The following is a 16,962-nucleotide window of genomic DNA, read 5'->3' as shown; positions in this document are numbered from 1 at the left end:
CTTTGACACCAGCGCAGTAGCGCCGCGGCATCATCATACTTATGATGTTCCTGGTGCACATGGAACCGTCCTTTCCTAGGTGCATTGGTGTAACGGGCCGGTCGTTCCATTGGTGCTTCGATGGATCGTTTGTTGCGTTATTTCCTTGGTCAATTCATTCGCCGCGGCGCGATGAATTTCACATCCGCGAGCGGGGCGAGATTTACCTGCGGGGACGGAACCGGTCGCCCGGTATCAGTGCGGTTCCTGAGTAAGCGGACGCAACTCCGGATTCTCCTCAATCCCGAACTGGCGCTTGGCGAAGCCTATATGGACGGCTCGTTCGTGGTCGAGGACGGCTCGATCGCCGACACGCTGGAAATCCTCCTTGGCCAGCCCGAAATGCTGCCACGCTGGGCTAAGCTGCAATGGTGGCTGCGCTACTTCAGCAGGCACGCGAGACAGTTCAATTGGCGGGGCCGGGCGAAAAACAATGTGGCCCATCACTATGATCTGGACGGTCGGCTCTATTCCCTCTTCCTCGACGCCGACCGGCAATATAGCTGCGCGTATTTCGAAGCGCCGGACATGACGCTCGACGACGCCCAGCTCGCCAAAAAGCGTCACCTTGCTGCCAAGCTTCTCGTTAGGCCCGGCGACCGCGTGCTCGACATCGGCTCAGGCTGGGGTGGCCTTGGCCTCTACCTGGCCGAAATGACGGGCGCCAATGTTACCGGAATCACGCTGTCGTCGGAACAATTGCAGGCCTCGAATGCCCGCGCCACCGAGAAGAACCTGACGGCGTCGGCAAGATTCCTGCTGAACGATTACCGCGATATTGCCGGCCCGTTCGACCGGATCGTATCCGTAGGCATGTTCGAGCATGTCGGCATCGACTTCTATGAAACCTACTTCCGGCGCTGCGCCGAACTTCTCAGCGACGACGGCATCATCGTGCTGCACTCGATCGGCCGCTCCACGGGACCAGATGTGACGAGCCCATGGATCACGAAATACATCTTCCCGGGCGGTTATATCCCCGCCCTGTCAGAGGTCATCCCCGCGATCGAGAAAGCCGGCCTTCTGGTCTGCGACATCGAAATCCTGCGGCTGCATTATGCGGAAACGCTGAAGGCCTGGCGGGAGCGCTTCATGGCGCGGCGCGAAGAGGCGGTGCGTCTCTATGACGAGCGTTTCGCACGGATGTGGGAATTTTATCTGGCAGCGTCGGAAATGGCGTTCCGGAAGCAGAACCTGATGAATTTCCAGATCCAGCTCACCAGGCGGCAAGGAATCGTGCCGATGACGCGCGATTACATCGCCCGGGAGGAAGCAAGGCTGCGCGGCATCGAAATCGGAAAGCAGCCGCGGCTGCAGTTGGCCGGCGAATAGGCACGCAAAGGCGGCGGAGTCAGTTTCTCAGGCTATAGGCGGAGGCGTAAGGCATGTTGGCCAATGCCGGGCGGGCGAGCTGGGCACGCAACGCGGCAAGCACCTGAGCATCACAGGGTTCGTCATGCCGTTCCGGGCGCGAAATCTCTTCCATGGCGTCGATCAGCATCGACAGCCACAAACGCTGGGCGCTTGCCGATCGCCATCCCTGGAGTTGCTGACCCATCGCCTGTCCCTTTTGGTCGGTGCAACTGGCAACTCGAAAATCGCCGGCCCGTTCCCGATTTGGTAACCAATCCATCCTGAGCGAAGAAAATCACATCCGATGTGATCTACTTCACAGAGCCGCTCGGCGGTCCGTCGTAGATCTCTGCCCATGAGCCGGCAGACCTACCCAGCCCCGTTCGATTCCGACATCAGGATCGACTACGCCTTAATCGCAATCGGCGTAGCTGCCGCCCTGTTCGCGTTCGTCTATCTGATCCTGGTTTGATCAACGCTTAAGATCAGGGCGCAAAACGCCTCCTGCCTTCGGATATGTCGGCCCAAGTCGCGGCAAGGTTCAGATTCCCCTAAGTTCTTGTCTGGCTTTTTCACAAAAGCCACTCCGGTACCGTCGGACGGCGGGCTGCTTTTTGGTCCAAATCCGTCAAGGGGCCAGCTCGGGATTCACACATGGCATTGTGTGAATCGGGCATAAGGCCTACTCGGACTTTCGGATCGCCTGCACGTGGCGCTTTATCGCTGCCCCGCTTCCGCAAGCGATCTGACAAAAACCAAAAACCTAAAGAACATTTACAAACTATGGCTCTGACTGATTCGAACGTCCTCAAGCTCGCCCCGGACGCGGGAACTCCGGCCTACCGGAGCGCGCCGCACAATATCGAGGCGGAACAGAGTTTGCTGGGCGCCATTCTGGTCAACAATGACGCGTTCTACCGGGTTTCCGATTTTCTGGAACCGAAGCACTTCTTCGAGCCGATCCACCAGACCATTTTCGAGACCGCCAGCAGCCTGATCCGGATGGGCAAGGTCGCAACGCCCGTGACGTTGAAGACATTCCTGCCGGCAGATACCGATATCGGCGGCATGACGGTTGGTCAGTACCTCGCGCGTCTCGCGGCCGAGGCCACCACGATCATCAACGCGCAGGACTATGGCCGCACGGTCTACGACATGTCGCTGCGCCGCGACCTGATCCGGATCGGCGAGGACATGGTCAACGTCGCCTTCGATGCGCCCGTGGATTTTGCCCCGCGGGCGCAGATCGAGGACGCCGAGCGCCAGCTCTACGAGCTCGCCGAATCCGGCCGCTATGACGGTGGCTTCCAGCGCTTCTCGCAGGCGCTGAAAGTCGCTCTCGACATGGCTGCCAATGCTTACCAACGCGACGGTAAGCTGTCGGGCATCTCCACTGGCCTACGTGATCTGGACTCGAAGATGGGTGGCCTGCAGCGCTCCGATTTGATCATCCTGGCCGGTCGTCCCGGCATGGGCAAAACCTCGCTTGCGACCAATATTGCTTATAATATTGCTAAAGCATACCAACCGGAAACCAAGGCCGACGGCACCACGACGGCCGTCAATGGCGGCGTTGTGGGCTTCTACTCTTGCGAAATGTCGGCAGAGCAACTCGCTACTCGAATTCTCGCAGAGCAAACCCGCATCGCCTCAAGCATGATCCGCCGCGGCGGCATCAACCAGGAAGAGTTCGACAAAATTCGCGACTATACGATAGAGTTGGAGCATTTACCGCTATACGTTGACGAGACCGGTGGCCTTTCAATTTCGCAATTGACGGCGCGCGCCCGGCGGCTAAAGCGCCAGAGGGGCCTCGACGTCATTGTCGTCGACTACATCCAGCTGCTTCAAGGCTCCGGCAAGCGCGGCAACGACAACCGCGTCCAGGAAGTCACAGAAATCACGACCAGCCTGAAGGCGCTCGCGAAAGAACTCAATGTTCCCGTGATCGCGCTTTCACAACTTTCACGCCAAGTCGAGAATCGCGACGATAAACATCCGCAATTGTCGGACCTGCGTGAGTCCGGTTCGATCGAGCAGGACGCAGACGTCGTGCTGTTCGTGTACCGCGAAGAATATTATCTGCAGAACAAGGAGCCAAAGCTCGGTACACCCGAGCACGAGAAGTGGAAACTCGACATGGAGCTCGCACACGGCAAGGCCGAGGTCATCATCGCCAAGCAGCGCCACGGACCAACGGGTACAGTCCCACTGCAATTTGAAGGGCAATACACTCGATTCAGTGATTTCACCGAAGAGGACAACTTGCCCTACCGCGTGCCGTAATTCTGGCTTTCAACGCAGTTGAACCGCAGCCTTCCGCCGCGTAAAACTGTGGCATGAACGTGGCCCCTGATCCCAAGTCCATCCCGCAAGGCACTCTGCTCTCGCCCGAGGCGAACAAGGCTGCCGCACTCGCGACCGCAACCGGCGTGCTGACGGTCGATCTCGATGCCATTATCGCCAACTGGCGCAAGCTCGAGAAGACGGCCGTGCCGGCCGAATGCGCAGCCGTCGTCAAGGCAGACGGCTATGGCTGCGGCGCCGAACAGGTCGCTCGTGCCCTCGCGAGCGCCGGCTGCAAAACGTTTTTCGTCGCCACCCTCGACGAGGCCCGCGTGGTTCGCGCCGCGGCGCCTGCGGCTTCGATCTACGTGCTTGGCGGCTTCTTCCAGAACACCGGCGACGCCTACGCCAGGTTTGACTGCAAGCCCGTCATCGGCGACCTCAACGAACTCGCCGAATGGGACGTGTTCTGTCGCCGTTCCGGCTGGTCCGGCGGCGCCGCCATTCACATCGACACCGGCATGAACCGGCTCGGCCTCACCGTTACCGAGGCGCAGGGCATCATCCCACGCATCAATGCCGGAGATCACGGCATCACGCTGGTGATGAGCCATCTCGCCTCCGCGGAAATGCTCAACAATCCTGCCAACGCCAGGCAGCTCGCGGCCTTCCGCGAGATCGCGAGCCTGTTCTCCGGCGTCCCGGCCTCGCTGGCAAACTCGTCCGGCATCTTCCTGGGCGCCCAGTTCCAGTTCGATCTGGTGCGGCCGGGTTGCGCCCTCTATGGCATCAACCCGACGCCCGAAGCCGACAACCCGATGCTGCCGGTCGTCGAGCTGAAGGCGCGCGTCGTGCAGATCCGCAACATCGAACGTGGCGATACCGTCGGCTATGGCGGCACCTGGACGGCGCGGCGTCCAACCAGAATAGCGGTCGTTTCCGCGGGCTATGCCGACGGCTATTTCCGCGCGGCCAGCGCCAACGACGGCACCCGAGGTGCCGAGGTGATCGTCGCCGGCAAGCGCTGCCCGATCGCAGGACGGATTTCGATGGACCTGATGGCGGTCGACGTCACCGATCTCGAAAAGAATGCGGTGCGGCGCGGTCATTGGGTGACGCTGATGGGCGAAGGCATCACGGCCGACGAACTTGCCCATCATTTCGGCACCATCGGCTACGAAGTGCTGACCAGCCTCGGCAAGCGCTACGCCCGGGTTTACAAGGGCGGCAGTGCCACTGCAGATCCCCCTGCTCCACCTCCAGCGGAGCCGGTTGCTACTGTCACTTAAGTCTTCGTTCCGAGTGTTTCCTTCGCGCCGTGTCATGTCGTGCCGTCCGCGGCCTTTTCAGGCCTCGTTGATCAAACCCACGAGTCCGGTCCTACTGTTTCTTCCGGCTGGCCAACACTTGCTTGCAGGCATCGCTGAGTTGGTGATGCTGCTTGTTCAGACATGCGACGACACGGCCACCGCCGGGCAGCGTGCCGGCGCAATATTTGTCATAGTCCGCCTTGCAGGCGCCGCGCCCATCGGCGGTTTGAGCAACTGCGGCTCCGGAGCATCCGATGGCGAGCACGAGAATGGCAAAGCGTAATTTCGACATGGAATCTCCAAGTGTTCGCCGAAGCACAGTGATGCCAGCCAGCTCTACATGAAGATCGCGACCTTCAACATTAATAATGTCAACCGCCGCCTGCCCAACCTGCTGCGCTGGCTGCGCGCGGCGAAGCCCGACGTCGTTGCCTTGCAGGAATTGAAATCGACCGACGCCGAGTTCCCGATTCTGGCAATCGAGAAAGCCGGCTACGGCGCGGTGTGGCGCGGACAAAAAACTTGGAATGGCGTTGCCATCCTGGCGCGGAATGCCGAGCCGGTATTGACCCGGACCGCGCTCCCCGGCGATGGGGGTGTCGAGGCCCGCTATATCGAAGCCGCAATTAACGGCATCCTCGTCACCAGCATCTACCTCCCTAACGGCAATCCGCAGCCGGGACCGAAATTCGATTACAAGCTCGATTGGTTCAAGCGACTGCGGTCGCACGCCGGCAGCCTGCTCAAGCAGGACATCCCCGTGGTGCTAGCTGGCGACTACAACGTCGCGCCGACCGAGTTCGATATCTATCCGACAAGGTCCTGGGACAAGGACGCGCTGATCCAGCCGAAGAGCCGCGCCGCGTTCAAGGCGCTGGTGGATCAAGGCTGGACCGATGCGATCCGGACGCTTCATCCATCTCAACCGATGTTCACGTTCTGGGACTACAAGCGCAACCGCTGGCCACGCGATGCCGGATTGCGGCTCGATCATCTGCTGCTGAGCCCGTTAATAGCGCCGCGTCTGCTCAAGGCCGGCGTCGATCGCACGGTTCGCGGCGAGGAAGGCGCCAGCGACCATGCACCGGCGTGGATCTTGTTGAAGTAGCGCCTCGCAAGCCCTGCTGGCCAGATTTCCTGTGCGGCAGGATGGCGACTGTTCAGCCCTTTCGTGTGTGACCCCACGCCGCGTCCCAGTCTTCGCCCGCAGCATCGATGACGCGGCCATCGGCCTCGAAGAACTTGTTGGGCACCTGGAAGATTGCGAGCATCAGTCCGCCTTGTGGACACCACGCGACGTGGCGGCTGCCCTCTTCGCGCCAGATGAACTCGCCGGCCTTGCATTCGATTCCTTGCGCCGGACCTTCCTTGTCGACGAGCGAGCCTTCGAGGACGTAGGTCTGCTCAATGTTGACGTGTTCGTGGTCAGGGAGCACCGCGCCGGGCGCGAACCGCATCAGCGCGGTCATCAAGCCGGTCTTGCGATCGAACAGCAGCGTCTTGGCCTCGCAGCCGGGAAAGCGGGTCTTCTGCCATTCCATGCTATCGGGTCGAACCAGATGGGAATGCGTGTCCGCAGTCTGCGCATTTGCCGGCGTCGCAGCGTCCATGGCGATCCTCCGTTCTGCTTGTTTTGACGCGATCCTAGCAGCTTTGTCCCTCGCCACCAGCCGGCAGGTGTGCGCTGCGGCGTCCCGGCAGTCCCGTCCGGGCGCGGACGATGAATTCCACCACCAACATCACCAAAGATTCTTGCCATCGATCACCGTCACCGGCACGGCGTCGAGGTCGAACTCGTCGAACAGCCGCGAATTGACGCCGACCTTGGGATTGTCGAAGTCGGGCTTGCCGGTGGACCAATCAGGCGATTCCGAGTAGGTGCCGCAGCCGCAACTGGCGCAGAAATGATGTTTGACGGTGCGGCTGCCCCACAAATAGGTCGCGACATTTTCCGGCGGCGAAGTCAGGCGAAATTGCGCCGGGGTGTAATAGGCCCACAACGCACCGCGCTTTGAGCACAACGAGCAGGTGCAACGTGTCACATCAGTCGGCGCTTCGCTCACCTCGAATTGTGTGTTGCCGCAGTGGCAGCTTCCCTTAATTGGCACGAGCAGCTCCTTTCCGATTAGTATTTAAACCTCGTAACCCGAGCCTGATGGCACCATGATGTCGGCATCAGGGAATCTCGAAAGACTGCAGCGTGGGCTTCCTCTTTGTCCTCATTGTCGGCCTGCTCGCCGGCACCATCTCAGGCATTGTCGGCACGGGCTCGTCGATAATGCTGATGCCGGTATTGGTCTATCAATACGGGCCGAAGGAAGCCGTGCCGATCATGGCGGTTGCGGCCGTGATGGCGAACTTCTCGCGCATTCTCGCCTGGTGGCGCGAGGTCGACTGGCGCGCCTGCCTTGCCTATTCGGCCACGGGGATTCCGGCCGCTGCGCTTGGCGCGCGGACCTTGCTCGCCCTGCCCGCGCATGCGGTAGATATCGCGATCGGCCTGTTTCTCATCGCGATGGTGCCGCTACGGCACTGGCTGGCCCGCCACCAGCTTAAAGCGCAGCTCTGGCACCTGGCGGCCGGTGGCGCATTGATCGGCTATCTCACCGGTATCGTGGTTTCGACCGGGCCGCTCAGCGTGCCGCTGTTTCTATTTTACGGACTTACCAAGGGTGCCTTCCTCGCCACCGAGGCCGCAAGCTCGCTCGGGCTCTATCTGAGCAAGTCGGTCACGTTCGAACGCTTCGGCGCGCTGACGCCGGATGTCGCGCTGAAGGGCCTGATTGCAGGCTCTTCCCTCATGTTCGGCGCCTTCATCGCCAAAGGCTTCGTGCTGCGTCTTCAGCCCGACGTCTTTCGGCTGTTGATGGACGGCATCATGCTGGCCGCCGGTCTCACCCTGCTATGGACGGCATTTTCGTAAGCATTCGGCACGGCACCGCCTGAACCATTTCCCATCAGCGGCCGACCAAGTGACGCGTGTCACATCCATTCGGCAAGTAACCACAGATCAGTGCCGGGCATGGAATCGCATCACCCACGTCTGGAGAGACTGAAATGCCCAAGGGAAACATCAGGGGAATCATCGGCGCCATCGTCGCCGTCATTGTCGTCGTCATCATCGCCGCAGGAAGCTGGTACACCGTCGATCAAACCGAGCGCGGCGTGAAGCTGCGCTATGGCGCGGTCATCGGCACCGCGCAGCCGGGCCTTGGCTTCAAGGTCCCGCTGATCGACAGCGTCGAAAAGGTCAGCGTGAAGACCTTCACCTATACCTGGGACAAGATGAATTCGTATTCCTACGACCAGCAGCCGGCCGATCTCAAGATCAGCGTCACCTTGCGAGCCTCACCTGACAAGGTGGCCGATCTCTATGCCAAGTTTGGCGGGCTGGACACCGCGGTCAAACAAGTGGTCAGCCCGGCCGTCAACCAGCAGGTCAAAATCGTGTTCGGCCGCTACACCGCCGTGAAAGCGATCCAAGAGCGCGGGCCGCTGAATTCCGCGATCAAGGACGCCATCACCGCTTCGCTGAAGGATGATCCGATGATCACGATCGAAAGCGTCCAGCTCGAAAACATCGAGTTCAGCGCCAACTATCTGCATTCGATCGAGCAGCGCATGCTGGCCGAGGTCGAGGTGCAGAAGCTGCAACAGAACGCCGAGCGCGAAAAGGTGCAGGCGCAGATCACCGTCACGCAGGCCACCGCCAAGGCCAACGCCGTCCGCGCCGAGGCGCAGGCCGCGGCCGACGCGCTGCGGCTGAACGGCGAAGCCCGCGCCACCAATATCAGGATCACCGGCGAGGCCGAAGCCGCCGCCATCGAAGCCCGCGCCAAGGCGCTCGGCACCAATCCGAATCTGGTGACGCTGGTGCAGGCCGAACGCTGGAACGGCGTGCTGCCGACCACAATGGTGCCGGGCTCGTCGGTGCCGTTCGTTTCGGTGAAATAGCAATCGCAAATTCAGAAGGGCGACGCCGTGCAGAGCACGTATCGCGCGTCGCCGTCTGGATTTCCGAAGCGCAGAAATGCGCTTCCGGCCAGTTTCTTTCTGCTACAATCCCCGTCGGAGCAAAGCGCTCCGCATCCATGTGGCCGTTGGCCTTCAGGCGTGCCAATTTGGTCGGTGATTAGCGTGCTCCTTGCACGATCTGATTCTCGACATGGGAGAATGTGTCTTGAGTGTGATGACGGAAACGGCTGATCTTGCCGATATCGGCGACCAGCGAACCGGACGAACCGAAGCCCGGCAAGACACCCTGAAGTTTGCGGAAGCTGCCCTGGTCGAGAGCAAGCGTGAAGGCCTGCTGCTCGCCGTCCGGGCCCGCTGGGTCGCGCTGGCCGTCACTGCCGTCACACTGCCGATCATCAACCCGAATTGGGACGTGATCTATTACGTCCTGATGCTGGGCTTATTTGCCCTGATCGGCTGGGCCCAGCTCAAAGTCGGCAAGGTCGGACGTTCCCCGCTAGAGGTTTTCCTGATCATTTGCGACCTCGCGCTGCTGACCTTCCTCAGCGTCGTACCCAATCCCTGGAGCACCGAGCACTGGCCAATCGGAATGCAATTCCGGTTCGACAGTTTCATCTATTTCTTCATTTTCCTTGCCACCGCCACCCTCGCCTATTCGTGGCGAACGGTTGTCGCGATGGGTGGATGGACCGCCGCCCTGTGGGCCATTGCCGTCGGTTGGGCCTATCTGCAGCCCGAAACCCATGCCGCGCTGTCGCAGCGCGTCAGGGAAGCTGTTGGCGCCGATGTTCGCTTGTTCGAGATCATCGATCCTTCGTCGATCGGCTTCGGCGCCCGTTTCCAGGAAGTGACGGTGTTCATCATCGTGGCCGCGATCCTGGCGCTAGCGGTGCGCCGTTCGAATGCGCTCCTGATCAGCCATGCCGGGATCGAACGCGAGCGCGCCAATTTGGCGCGCTATTTTTCACCCAACGTCGTCAATGAATTATCCGGCAATGATGAGCCGCTCACGCGGGTTCGCACGCAAGACGTCGCGGTGTTGTTTGCCGATATCGTGGGATTCACCGCCTATTCCGATGGACGAGACCCGAAAAAGGTCATCGATACGCTGCGCCAATTCCATGAGCGAATGGAAAGAGAAGTGTTCCAGCACGGCGGAACGCTCGACAAGTACCTCGGCGATGGCCTGATGGCGACGTTTGGCACGCCATTCGCCAGCGATTCCGACGCGCTGAACGCCTTGCGTTGCGCGAGGGGTATGATCGCCTCGATTGCCGAGTTGAACAGAGAACGGCAGGACCGCAATGAGCCGCCGATCCAGGTCAGTGTCGGATTGCACTATGGTCAGGTCGTGCTGGGAGATATCGGCCTCAATCGGCTTGAATTCGCTGTGATCGGCACCACCGTGAATGCAGCGAGCCGGCAGGAGGCGCTGACCCGAGAATTCGGATGCGCCATCGTCGTCAGCGACGCGCTGGTACGGCAGGCCCGCTCGGAATCGAACAATTCGAGCGCCGACTTCGCGTCGCTTGTCGAGCGGCCCGCGCAGATTATTCGCGGTCTCGAGCAACCAGTCGGCATTTGGACATGCGCGAACGTCACTTCCTGACGCCCTGAAGCACGCGATGGATGCGCGCTCGGCACCCGTCACGCCCCACGGCTTCTTTTCGTGTTATGAGTCCCACCCGCTTCACCGAGTCTGCTATTTCCCGATCATGGCCAAATCCACCCTCTCCTTCGTCTGCCAGAACTGTGGCGCGGCGTATAACCGCTGGCAGGGCAAGTGCGATTCCTGCGGCGAATGGAACACGCTTGCCGAGGAGGACACCACCGGCGCGACCTCGATGCCGGTGTCGGTCCGCTCGCGGCGCAAGGGCCGGACGTTTGCGCTGGAAAGCCTCACCGGCAAGAGCAACGACGCCCCTCGCCTGCCTTCCGGGATGACCGAGCTCGATCGTGTCACCGGCGGCGGCTTTGTCCGCGGCTCTGTGCTGTTGGTCGGCGGCGATCCCGGCATCGGAAAATCGACGCTGCTCACGCAGGCTACCAGCATGCTGGCGCGCGCAGGCCACCGCGCGGTCTATATTTCGGGCGAAGAGGCCGTGGCGCAGGTGCGGCTGCGTGCCGAGCGGCTCGGATTGGCGGACGCGCCGGTGCAACTCGCCGCCGAAACCTCGGTCGAGGACATCGTCTCGACGCTGTCGGAAGGTGCGGTGCCGCGCCTGATCGTGATCGATTCGATCCAGACCATGTGGACTGACACGGTGGAGTCAGCGCCGGGAACGGTGACGCAGGTTCGCGCCTCCGCGCAGGCGCTCATTCGTTTCGCCAAGAAAACCGGTGCTGCGATCATTCTGGTCGGGCACGTCACCAAGGACGGCCAGATCGCGGGCCCCCGCGTGGTCGAGCACATGGTCGACGCGGTACTGTCGTTCGAGGGCGAAGGCTCGCAGCATTTCCGCATTTTGCGCGCGATGAAGAATCGTTTTGGCCCGACCGATGAAATCGGCGTGTTCGAGATGACGGGCCTAGGCCTTCGCGAGGTCTCCAACCCCTCGGAATTGTTCCTCTCGGAGCGCGATCTGGGCAGTCCGGGAACCGCGGTTTTCGCCGGGATCGAAGGCACCCGCCCCGTGCTGGTGGAATTGCAGGCACTGGTGGCGCCGACCACGCTCGGCACACCCCGGCGGGCCGTGGTGGGTTGGGATCCAAGCCGGCTGTCGATGGTGCTGGCGGTGCTCGAGGCCCATTGCGGGGTCAAACTGTCCGGCTACGACGTTTATCTGAACGTGGCGGGGGGCCTGCGAATCCAGGAGCCCGCGGCCGACCTCGCGGCGGCCGCCGCCCTGGTATCGTCGTTGGTGAACGCGCCGTTACCGACGGATGCAGTCTATTTCGGCGAGATTTCGCTCTCGGGCGCGGTCCGGCCGGTGGCGCAGACCTCCGCCCGATTGAAGGAGGCCGCGAAACTGGGCTTTGGCCGCGCTGTTCTACCCGAATCGGCGCGCGGCGAGGTCGGCGGCGATGGCGGGCTTGCGCTGAACAGCATCGGCGGACTAACCAGTCTGGTGGCCGAAATCGCGGCGCGTGGCAGCCCGAGAGGCAACCGCGACACCGGTCGCGAGGGTGCGGCAGAGAAAAATGCCACACCAGCGCGATTCCGTCGTGAAAACAGCTAAAGCGGCGTGACGCGGCCGCCCCTCGCCGCTATACAACGCGCGCGAAAGGCGGACGGGATGGCACGATTTCCGGCCTTGCGGGATACGCCGTCTGCCCCTCACTTGGGTTGACCCTGAGCCGCCGATTCGCTGCCTAAAGGACTTACGAGCGGACCTGACCAGCCGATGCCGATAACGATACTCGATCTCGTCCTGCTCGGAGTGATGCTGATTTCGGGGCTGCTCGCCATGGTGCGCGGCTTCATGCGCGAGATCCTGTCGATCGCGGCCTGGGGCGCGGCGGCGCTGGTGACGCTGTATGCCTTCTCGAAGCTGCTGCCGACCGCCAAGGCCTATTTCAACAATGATACCGTGGCAGCCGTGGCGGTGGTGGCCGGCACCTTTATCGGCACCCTGATCGTGGTCTCCGTGATCACGGTGCGGATTTCGGACATGATCCTGGATTCCCGGATCGGCGCGCTGGATCGCACCCTCGGCTTCCTGTTCGGGCTCGGCCGCGGCCTTTTGATCGTGGTGGTCGCGTTCCTGTTCTTTAGCTGGCTGGTCCCGGACAAACAGCGGCCGGACTGGATCACCAACGCGAAGTCCCGAACTGTGCTGGATGGAACCGGGCAATGGTTAATGTCGCTCTTGCCTGACGACCCCGAGAACACCATTTTAAAGAGATTCAAGAAGAATAAACCGGAAGACGAGCAAACTGACGCCGACCAGGCAGCCCCTGCGTCTGGTGATGGCTACAGCAAACCTGCCCGTGACAGCCTTAAAAAGCTGATCGAGAAACCCGCGGGCCGCTAAGTCTGGCCAAAATAGAGAGGCGATGGACGCGATGCAAAACCCTTCCGATCCCGCCGGGCAACTCGATCTAAATCGTGGCATCGAGTTGCAGGACGATCTCGAAGGCGACACGTTACGCGAGGAGTGCGGCGTGTTCGGCATCTTCGGCCACCCCGAGGCCGCTGCCATCACGGCGCTCGGACTACACGCCCTCCAGCATCGCGGCCAGGAGGCCGCCGGCATTGTCTCCTTCGACGGCAGCCGCTTCCATTCCGAACGCCGCCTTGGCCTCGTCGGCGATACCTTCTCCCGCCGCGAGGTGATTGAGCGCCTGCCCGGCAGCATGGCGGTCGGCCACGTCCGCTATTCCACCACCGGCGCGACCATCCTGCGCAACGTGCAGCCGCTGTTCGCCGAACTCAATGCCGGCGGTTTTGCGGTCGGCCACAACGGCAACCTCACCAACGGGCTGACGCTGCGCCGCGAGCTGGTCAAGGGTGGCGCCATGATGCAGTCGACCACCGATACCGAGGTCATCCTGCATCTGGTCGCGCAGTCCAAGCGCAACCGTTTCATCGATCGTTTCGTCGAGGCGCTGCGTGCGATCGAGGGCGCCTATTCGTTGGTGTCCCTGACCAACAAGAAACTGATCGGCGCGCGCGATCCGCTCGGCATCCGACCGCTGGTGCTCGGCGATCTCGATGGCTGTCCGATCCTGACCTCGGAAACCTGTGCGCTCGATATGATCGGCGCCAAGTATGTTCGCGACGTCGAGCCCGGCGAGATCATCGTGTTCGATGAAAAGGGCGCCAACAGCCACAAGCCGTTTCCGCCGAAGCCGCCGCGGCCCTGCATCTTCGAATACATCTACTTCTCACGGCCGGACTCGATCGTCGGCGGCCGTTCGGTCTATGAGGTCCGAAAGGCCTTCGGCGCCCAGCTCGCCCGCGAAAGCCATGTCGAGGTCGATGTCGTGGTGCCGGTGCCGGATTCCGGCGTGCCGGCGGCGGTCGGCTACAGCCAGTATTCCGGCGTGCCGTTCGAACTCGGCATCATCCGCAACCACTATGTCGGCCGCACCTTCATCCAGCCGACCCAGAGTGTGCGCGAGCTCGGCGTGCGCATGAAGCACTCGGCCAATCGCGCTGCGATCGAAGGCAAGCGGATCATCCTGATCGACGATTCACTGGTGCGCGGCACCACGTCGAAGAAGATCGTGCGCATGATGCGCGACGCCGGTGCGCGCGAGGTCCACTTCCGCCTCGCCTCGCCGCCGATCCTCTATCCCGACTATTACGGCATCGACCTGCCGGACCGCGGCGGACTTCTTGCGGCCACCCATACTCTGGAAGAGATGCGCGACATCATCGGCGCGGATTCGCTGGCGTTCCTGTCGATCGACGGCCTGTACCGCGCGATGGGCGAACCGGGGCGCGATCCCGCCAATCCGAAATTCTCGGATCACTGCTTCACCGGTGCCTATCCGACGCACCTTACCGACCAGACCCAGGTCGAGCCGCAGCCGCGCCAGCTCTCGCTCTTGGCAGAGGCGAGCTGACAATACCCAACGGTGTCGTCCCTGCGAAAGCAGGGACCCATAACCACAGGCCTTCGTTTTTCCGGATGCCATCAGTTATTGACACCTCCTCACCTCATGAGCGCCGCGGCGTATGGGTCCCTGCTTTCGCAGGGACGACGATGATCGAGCTAGTTCAATGAGCAAACTCCTCGCCTCCCGCATTGCGCTCGTCACCGGCGCCTCACGCGGCATCGGCTATGCCACGGCGCTCGCGCTGGCAAAGGCCGGCGCACACATCATAGCCGTGGCGCGCACACAAGGCGGCCTTGAGGAACTCGATGACGAGATCCGCAAAGACGGCGGCAGCGCCACGCTGGTGCCGCTCAACCTCACCGATTTCGACGGCATCGCGCGGCTCGGCGCGGCGCTGCATGAACGCCACGGCAAGCTCGACATTCTCGTCGGCAATGCCGGGGTTGCCGGCCCCTCCTCGCCGCTCGGGCATATCGAGCTGAAGCCCTGGAACGACGTGTTCGCAGTAAACGTCACCGCTAACTTCCAGCTCATCCGCTGCATGGATCCGCTGCTCAAGGTCTCGGACGCCGGCCGCGCCGTCTTCATCACTTCGGGAGCTGCCAGCAAGGCGAACGCCTATCAGGGACCCTACGCGGCCTCGAAGGCGGCGCTGGACACGCTGGTACGCTCCTGGGCCAACGAGACCGTGAGCACGAAACTGCGCGTCAACCTGTTCAGCCCCGGCCCGATCCGCACCCGCATGCGCGCCAGCGTCTTTCCCGGCGAAGACCCGATGACGCTGGATACGCCGGAACAGGCCGCGGAATTCATCGTGCCGATGTGTGCGCCGGAATGGACCGAGACCGGCAAGCTCTATGACTACAAGACCCGCACACTGATGAGTTTTCATCCGCCGGCTTGAGCATCTTACGAGCTCGCTCATTGTAAGCGCAGCGACTTTTCCGCCGAAGCATTAGCGAATGCGGCGGCGGGTTGCTCTATGTCTGCGATCGCATGAACGGCCGCATCCAGGTGTTCAGAAAAGAAAGATGGAACCTTCGTTAAGGGAAGGGTTTTACGAAAAGAATACCCGCGGCCAACTGTGGGTGGGACATCTCGATCTGGCCGGAGCTGACGTCGGGCGCGGAACGATAAGTGCATTGCCCGCGGTTACGAGAAGGACTATCGCAAAGCGGCAGGTTCCGAAAAGAGAGCCGGCGAACAACATTTCTGGAGGAAAACCATGACGATTAGAATTGTGCGGCGCTTCGCCGCTTCCGTGGCGTTTGCCGCATTCGCCCTCGCGACGCCAGCACTGGCCCAGGACAAAAACGTCAAGATCGGTGTGTTGAACGACATGTCCAGCCTCTATGCCGACATCGGCGGACCAAACTCGGTAGTCGCGGTCAAGATGGCAGTCGAGGATTCCGGTCTCAAGGCCCAGGGCTGGAATATCGAGGTGTTGAGCGGCGACCACCAGAACAAGCCCGACATCGGCGTGAACATCGCGCGTCAGTGGATCGACGCCGACAAGGTGGACGCGATCGCGGATACGCCGAACTCCGGCGTTGCGCTCGCTGTGAGCAATCTGGTGAAGGAAAAGAACTCGGTGCTGCTCAACTCTGGCGCTGCCACCGCCGACCTCACCGGCAAGGCCTGCAACCCCAATACCATCTCCTTCACCTACGATACTTACATGCTCGCTAACGGCACCGGCAAGGCGTTGACCAAGGCCGGCGGCGACACCTGGTTCTTCCTAACCGCCGACTACGCCTTCGGCCATGCGCTGGAGCGTGACACCGGCAATGTCGTCACCCAGACCGGCGGCAAGGTTTTGGGCGCGGTCAGGCATCCGCTCAACACCTCGGATTTCTCCTCCTTCCTGCTGCAGGCGCAGTCCTCGAAGGCCAAGGTCATCGGGCTTGCCAATGCCGGCGGCGACACCACCAACTCGATCAAGCAGGCGGCGGAATTCGGCATCGTCCAGAGCGGCCAGAAGCTCGCCGCGCTGCTGCTCTTCATCAACGACGTGCATGCGCTCGGCCTGAAGACGGCGCAGGGCCTGACTTTCACCGAGTCCTTCTACTGGGATCTCAACGACAGGACCCGCGAATGGTCGAAGCGCTTCCAGAAGCTCTCGCCCAAGGGCTCGATGCCCTCGATGACCGTCGCCGGCCTTTATGCGGAGATCCTGCATTACCTGAAGGCGATGGAAGCGCTCGGCAGCAATCCGCATGACGGCGCCAAGGTCGTCGCCAAGATGAAGGAATTGCCGACCGACGATCCGCTGTTCGGCAAGGGCCCGCTGCGTGCCGACGGCCGCCGTCTCATTCCGGCCTATCTGTTCGAAGTGAAGAAGCCGGAAGAGTCGAAGGGACCGTGGGATTACTACAAGCAGATCGCCACGATCTCGGCGGAAGACGCCGCCAAGCCGCTCGAAGCCAGCGAGTGTCCGCTGGTGAAGAAGTGACGGCCGAAGGCCGTTGGTGCGCTAGCACCATATCCGGGATCT

Annotated in this window: 16 protein-coding genes; 12 read left to right on the top strand and 4 right to left on the bottom strand. The window is 61.8% G+C overall.

Features of this window, described 5'->3' with window-relative positions:
* Positions 1-120: 120 nt before the first annotated feature.
* On the top strand, positions 121-1,371 hold the full coding sequence (locus KJQ96_RS07755) for a cyclopropane-fatty-acyl-phospholipid synthase family protein (RefSeq protein ID WP_213286083.1): 1,251 nt from the start codon (positions 121-123) through the stop codon (positions 1,369-1,371).
* 19 nt (positions 1,372-1,390) lie between these two features.
* Here the strand turns inward: KJQ96_RS07755 and KJQ96_RS07750 are convergent, their stop codons facing one another.
* On the bottom strand, positions 1,391-1,597 hold the full coding sequence (locus KJQ96_RS07750; RefSeq protein WP_213286082.1) for a transcriptional regulator: 207 nt from the start codon (positions 1,595-1,597) through the stop codon (positions 1,391-1,393).
* A 578-nt stretch (positions 1,598-2,175) separates the two neighbouring features.
* On the opposite strand from KJQ96_RS07750, the gene KJQ96_RS07745 reads away from it, so the two are divergent.
* Positions 2,176-3,678 carry a replicative DNA helicase gene (locus KJQ96_RS07745; protein WP_213286238.1) on the top strand — a complete coding sequence of 501 codons (1,503 nt, stop codon included), beginning with the start codon at positions 2,176-2,178 and terminating at the stop codon, positions 3,676-3,678.
* A 53-nt stretch (positions 3,679-3,731) separates the two neighbouring features.
* Positions 3,732-4,967 carry an alanine racemase gene (alr, locus tag KJQ96_RS07740; RefSeq protein ID WP_213286081.1) on the top strand — a complete coding sequence of 412 codons (1,236 nt, stop codon included), beginning with the start codon at positions 3,732-3,734 and terminating at the stop codon, positions 4,965-4,967.
* 91 nt (positions 4,968-5,058) lie between these two features.
* Here alr and KJQ96_RS07735 read toward each other — a convergent pair whose 3' ends face one another.
* Positions 5,059-5,280 (bottom strand): cysteine rich repeat-containing protein, encoded by a 222-nt coding sequence (locus KJQ96_RS07735; protein WP_213286080.1) that lies wholly within the window; start codon positions 5,278-5,280, stop codon positions 5,059-5,061.
* 48 nt (positions 5,281-5,328) lie between these two features.
* Here KJQ96_RS07735 and KJQ96_RS07730 point away from each other — a divergent pair, with 48 nt between their 5' ends.
* Positions 5,329-6,096, top strand: coding sequence for an exodeoxyribonuclease III (locus KJQ96_RS07730; protein ID WP_213286079.1), 768 nt, complete (start codon positions 5,329-5,331; stop codon positions 6,094-6,096).
* A 52-nt stretch (positions 6,097-6,148) separates the two neighbouring features.
* Here the strand turns inward: KJQ96_RS07730 and KJQ96_RS07725 are convergent, their stop codons facing one another.
* Both KJQ96_RS07725 and KJQ96_RS07720 read right to left on the bottom strand, forming a co-directional pair.
* Positions 6,149-6,598 carry a cupin domain-containing protein gene (locus tag KJQ96_RS07725; RefSeq protein WP_028346515.1) on the bottom strand — a complete coding sequence of 150 codons (450 nt, stop codon included), beginning with the start codon at positions 6,596-6,598 and terminating at the stop codon, positions 6,149-6,151.
* A gap of 129 nt (positions 6,599-6,727) precedes the next feature.
* The gene (locus tag KJQ96_RS07720) at positions 6,728-7,096 is read right to left on the bottom strand and encodes a GFA family protein (protein WP_213286078.1); all 369 of its coding nucleotides are present in this window, start codon (positions 7,094-7,096) and stop codon (positions 6,728-6,730) included.
* Positions 7,097-7,188: 92 nt separating this feature from the next.
* On the opposite strand from KJQ96_RS07720, the gene KJQ96_RS07715 reads away from it, so the two are divergent.
* The 8 genes from KJQ96_RS07715 to KJQ96_RS07680 all read left to right on the top strand — a co-directional run bounded on the left by KJQ96_RS07715 (position 7,189) and on the right by KJQ96_RS07680 (position 16,920).
* The gene (locus tag KJQ96_RS07715) at positions 7,189-7,911 is read left to right on the top strand and encodes a sulfite exporter TauE/SafE family protein (RefSeq protein WP_213286077.1); all 723 of its coding nucleotides are present in this window, start codon (positions 7,189-7,191) and stop codon (positions 7,909-7,911) included.
* 134 nt (positions 7,912-8,045) lie between these two features.
* Positions 8,046-8,942 (top strand): prohibitin family protein, encoded by an 897-nt coding sequence (locus KJQ96_RS07710; protein WP_213286076.1) that lies wholly within the window; start codon positions 8,046-8,048, stop codon positions 8,940-8,942.
* A gap of 235 nt (positions 8,943-9,177) precedes the next feature.
* Positions 9,178-10,572, top strand: coding sequence for an adenylate/guanylate cyclase domain-containing protein (locus KJQ96_RS07705; RefSeq protein WP_249733862.1), 1,395 nt, complete (start codon positions 9,178-9,180; stop codon positions 10,570-10,572).
* Between the two features lie 106 nt (positions 10,573-10,678).
* Positions 10,679-12,142 carry a DNA repair protein RadA gene (gene radA, locus KJQ96_RS07700; protein ID WP_057846389.1) on the top strand — a complete coding sequence of 488 codons (1,464 nt, stop codon included), beginning with the start codon at positions 10,679-10,681 and terminating at the stop codon, positions 12,140-12,142.
* A 165-nt stretch (positions 12,143-12,307) separates the two neighbouring features.
* On the top strand, positions 12,308-12,937 hold the full coding sequence (locus KJQ96_RS07695) for a CvpA family protein (protein WP_213286074.1): 630 nt from the start codon (positions 12,308-12,310) through the stop codon (positions 12,935-12,937).
* Between the two features lie 31 nt (positions 12,938-12,968).
* A complete protein-coding gene (gene purF / locus KJQ96_RS07690; protein ID WP_213286237.1) occupies positions 12,969-14,474 on the top strand; it encodes an amidophosphoribosyltransferase in 1,506 nt (501 codons plus the stop codon).
* Positions 14,475-14,631: 157 nt separating this feature from the next.
* Positions 14,632-15,372: an SDR family NAD(P)-dependent oxidoreductase gene (locus KJQ96_RS07685; RefSeq protein WP_213286073.1), complete on the top strand. Its 741-nt coding sequence runs from the start codon at positions 14,632-14,634 to the stop codon at positions 15,370-15,372.
* A 321-nt stretch (positions 15,373-15,693) separates the two neighbouring features.
* The gene (locus KJQ96_RS07680) at positions 15,694-16,920 is read left to right on the top strand and encodes an ABC transporter substrate-binding protein (RefSeq protein WP_213286072.1); all 1,227 of its coding nucleotides are present in this window, start codon (positions 15,694-15,696) and stop codon (positions 16,918-16,920) included.
* Positions 16,921-16,962 lie beyond the last annotated feature (42 nt).

The sequence above is a fragment of the Bradyrhizobium sp. sGM-13 genome, from assembly GCF_018398875.1.
Taxonomy (GTDB): Bacteria; Pseudomonadota; Alphaproteobacteria; order Rhizobiales; family Xanthobacteraceae; genus Bradyrhizobium.
This window is presented reverse-complemented; position numbering and strand designations above follow the sequence as displayed.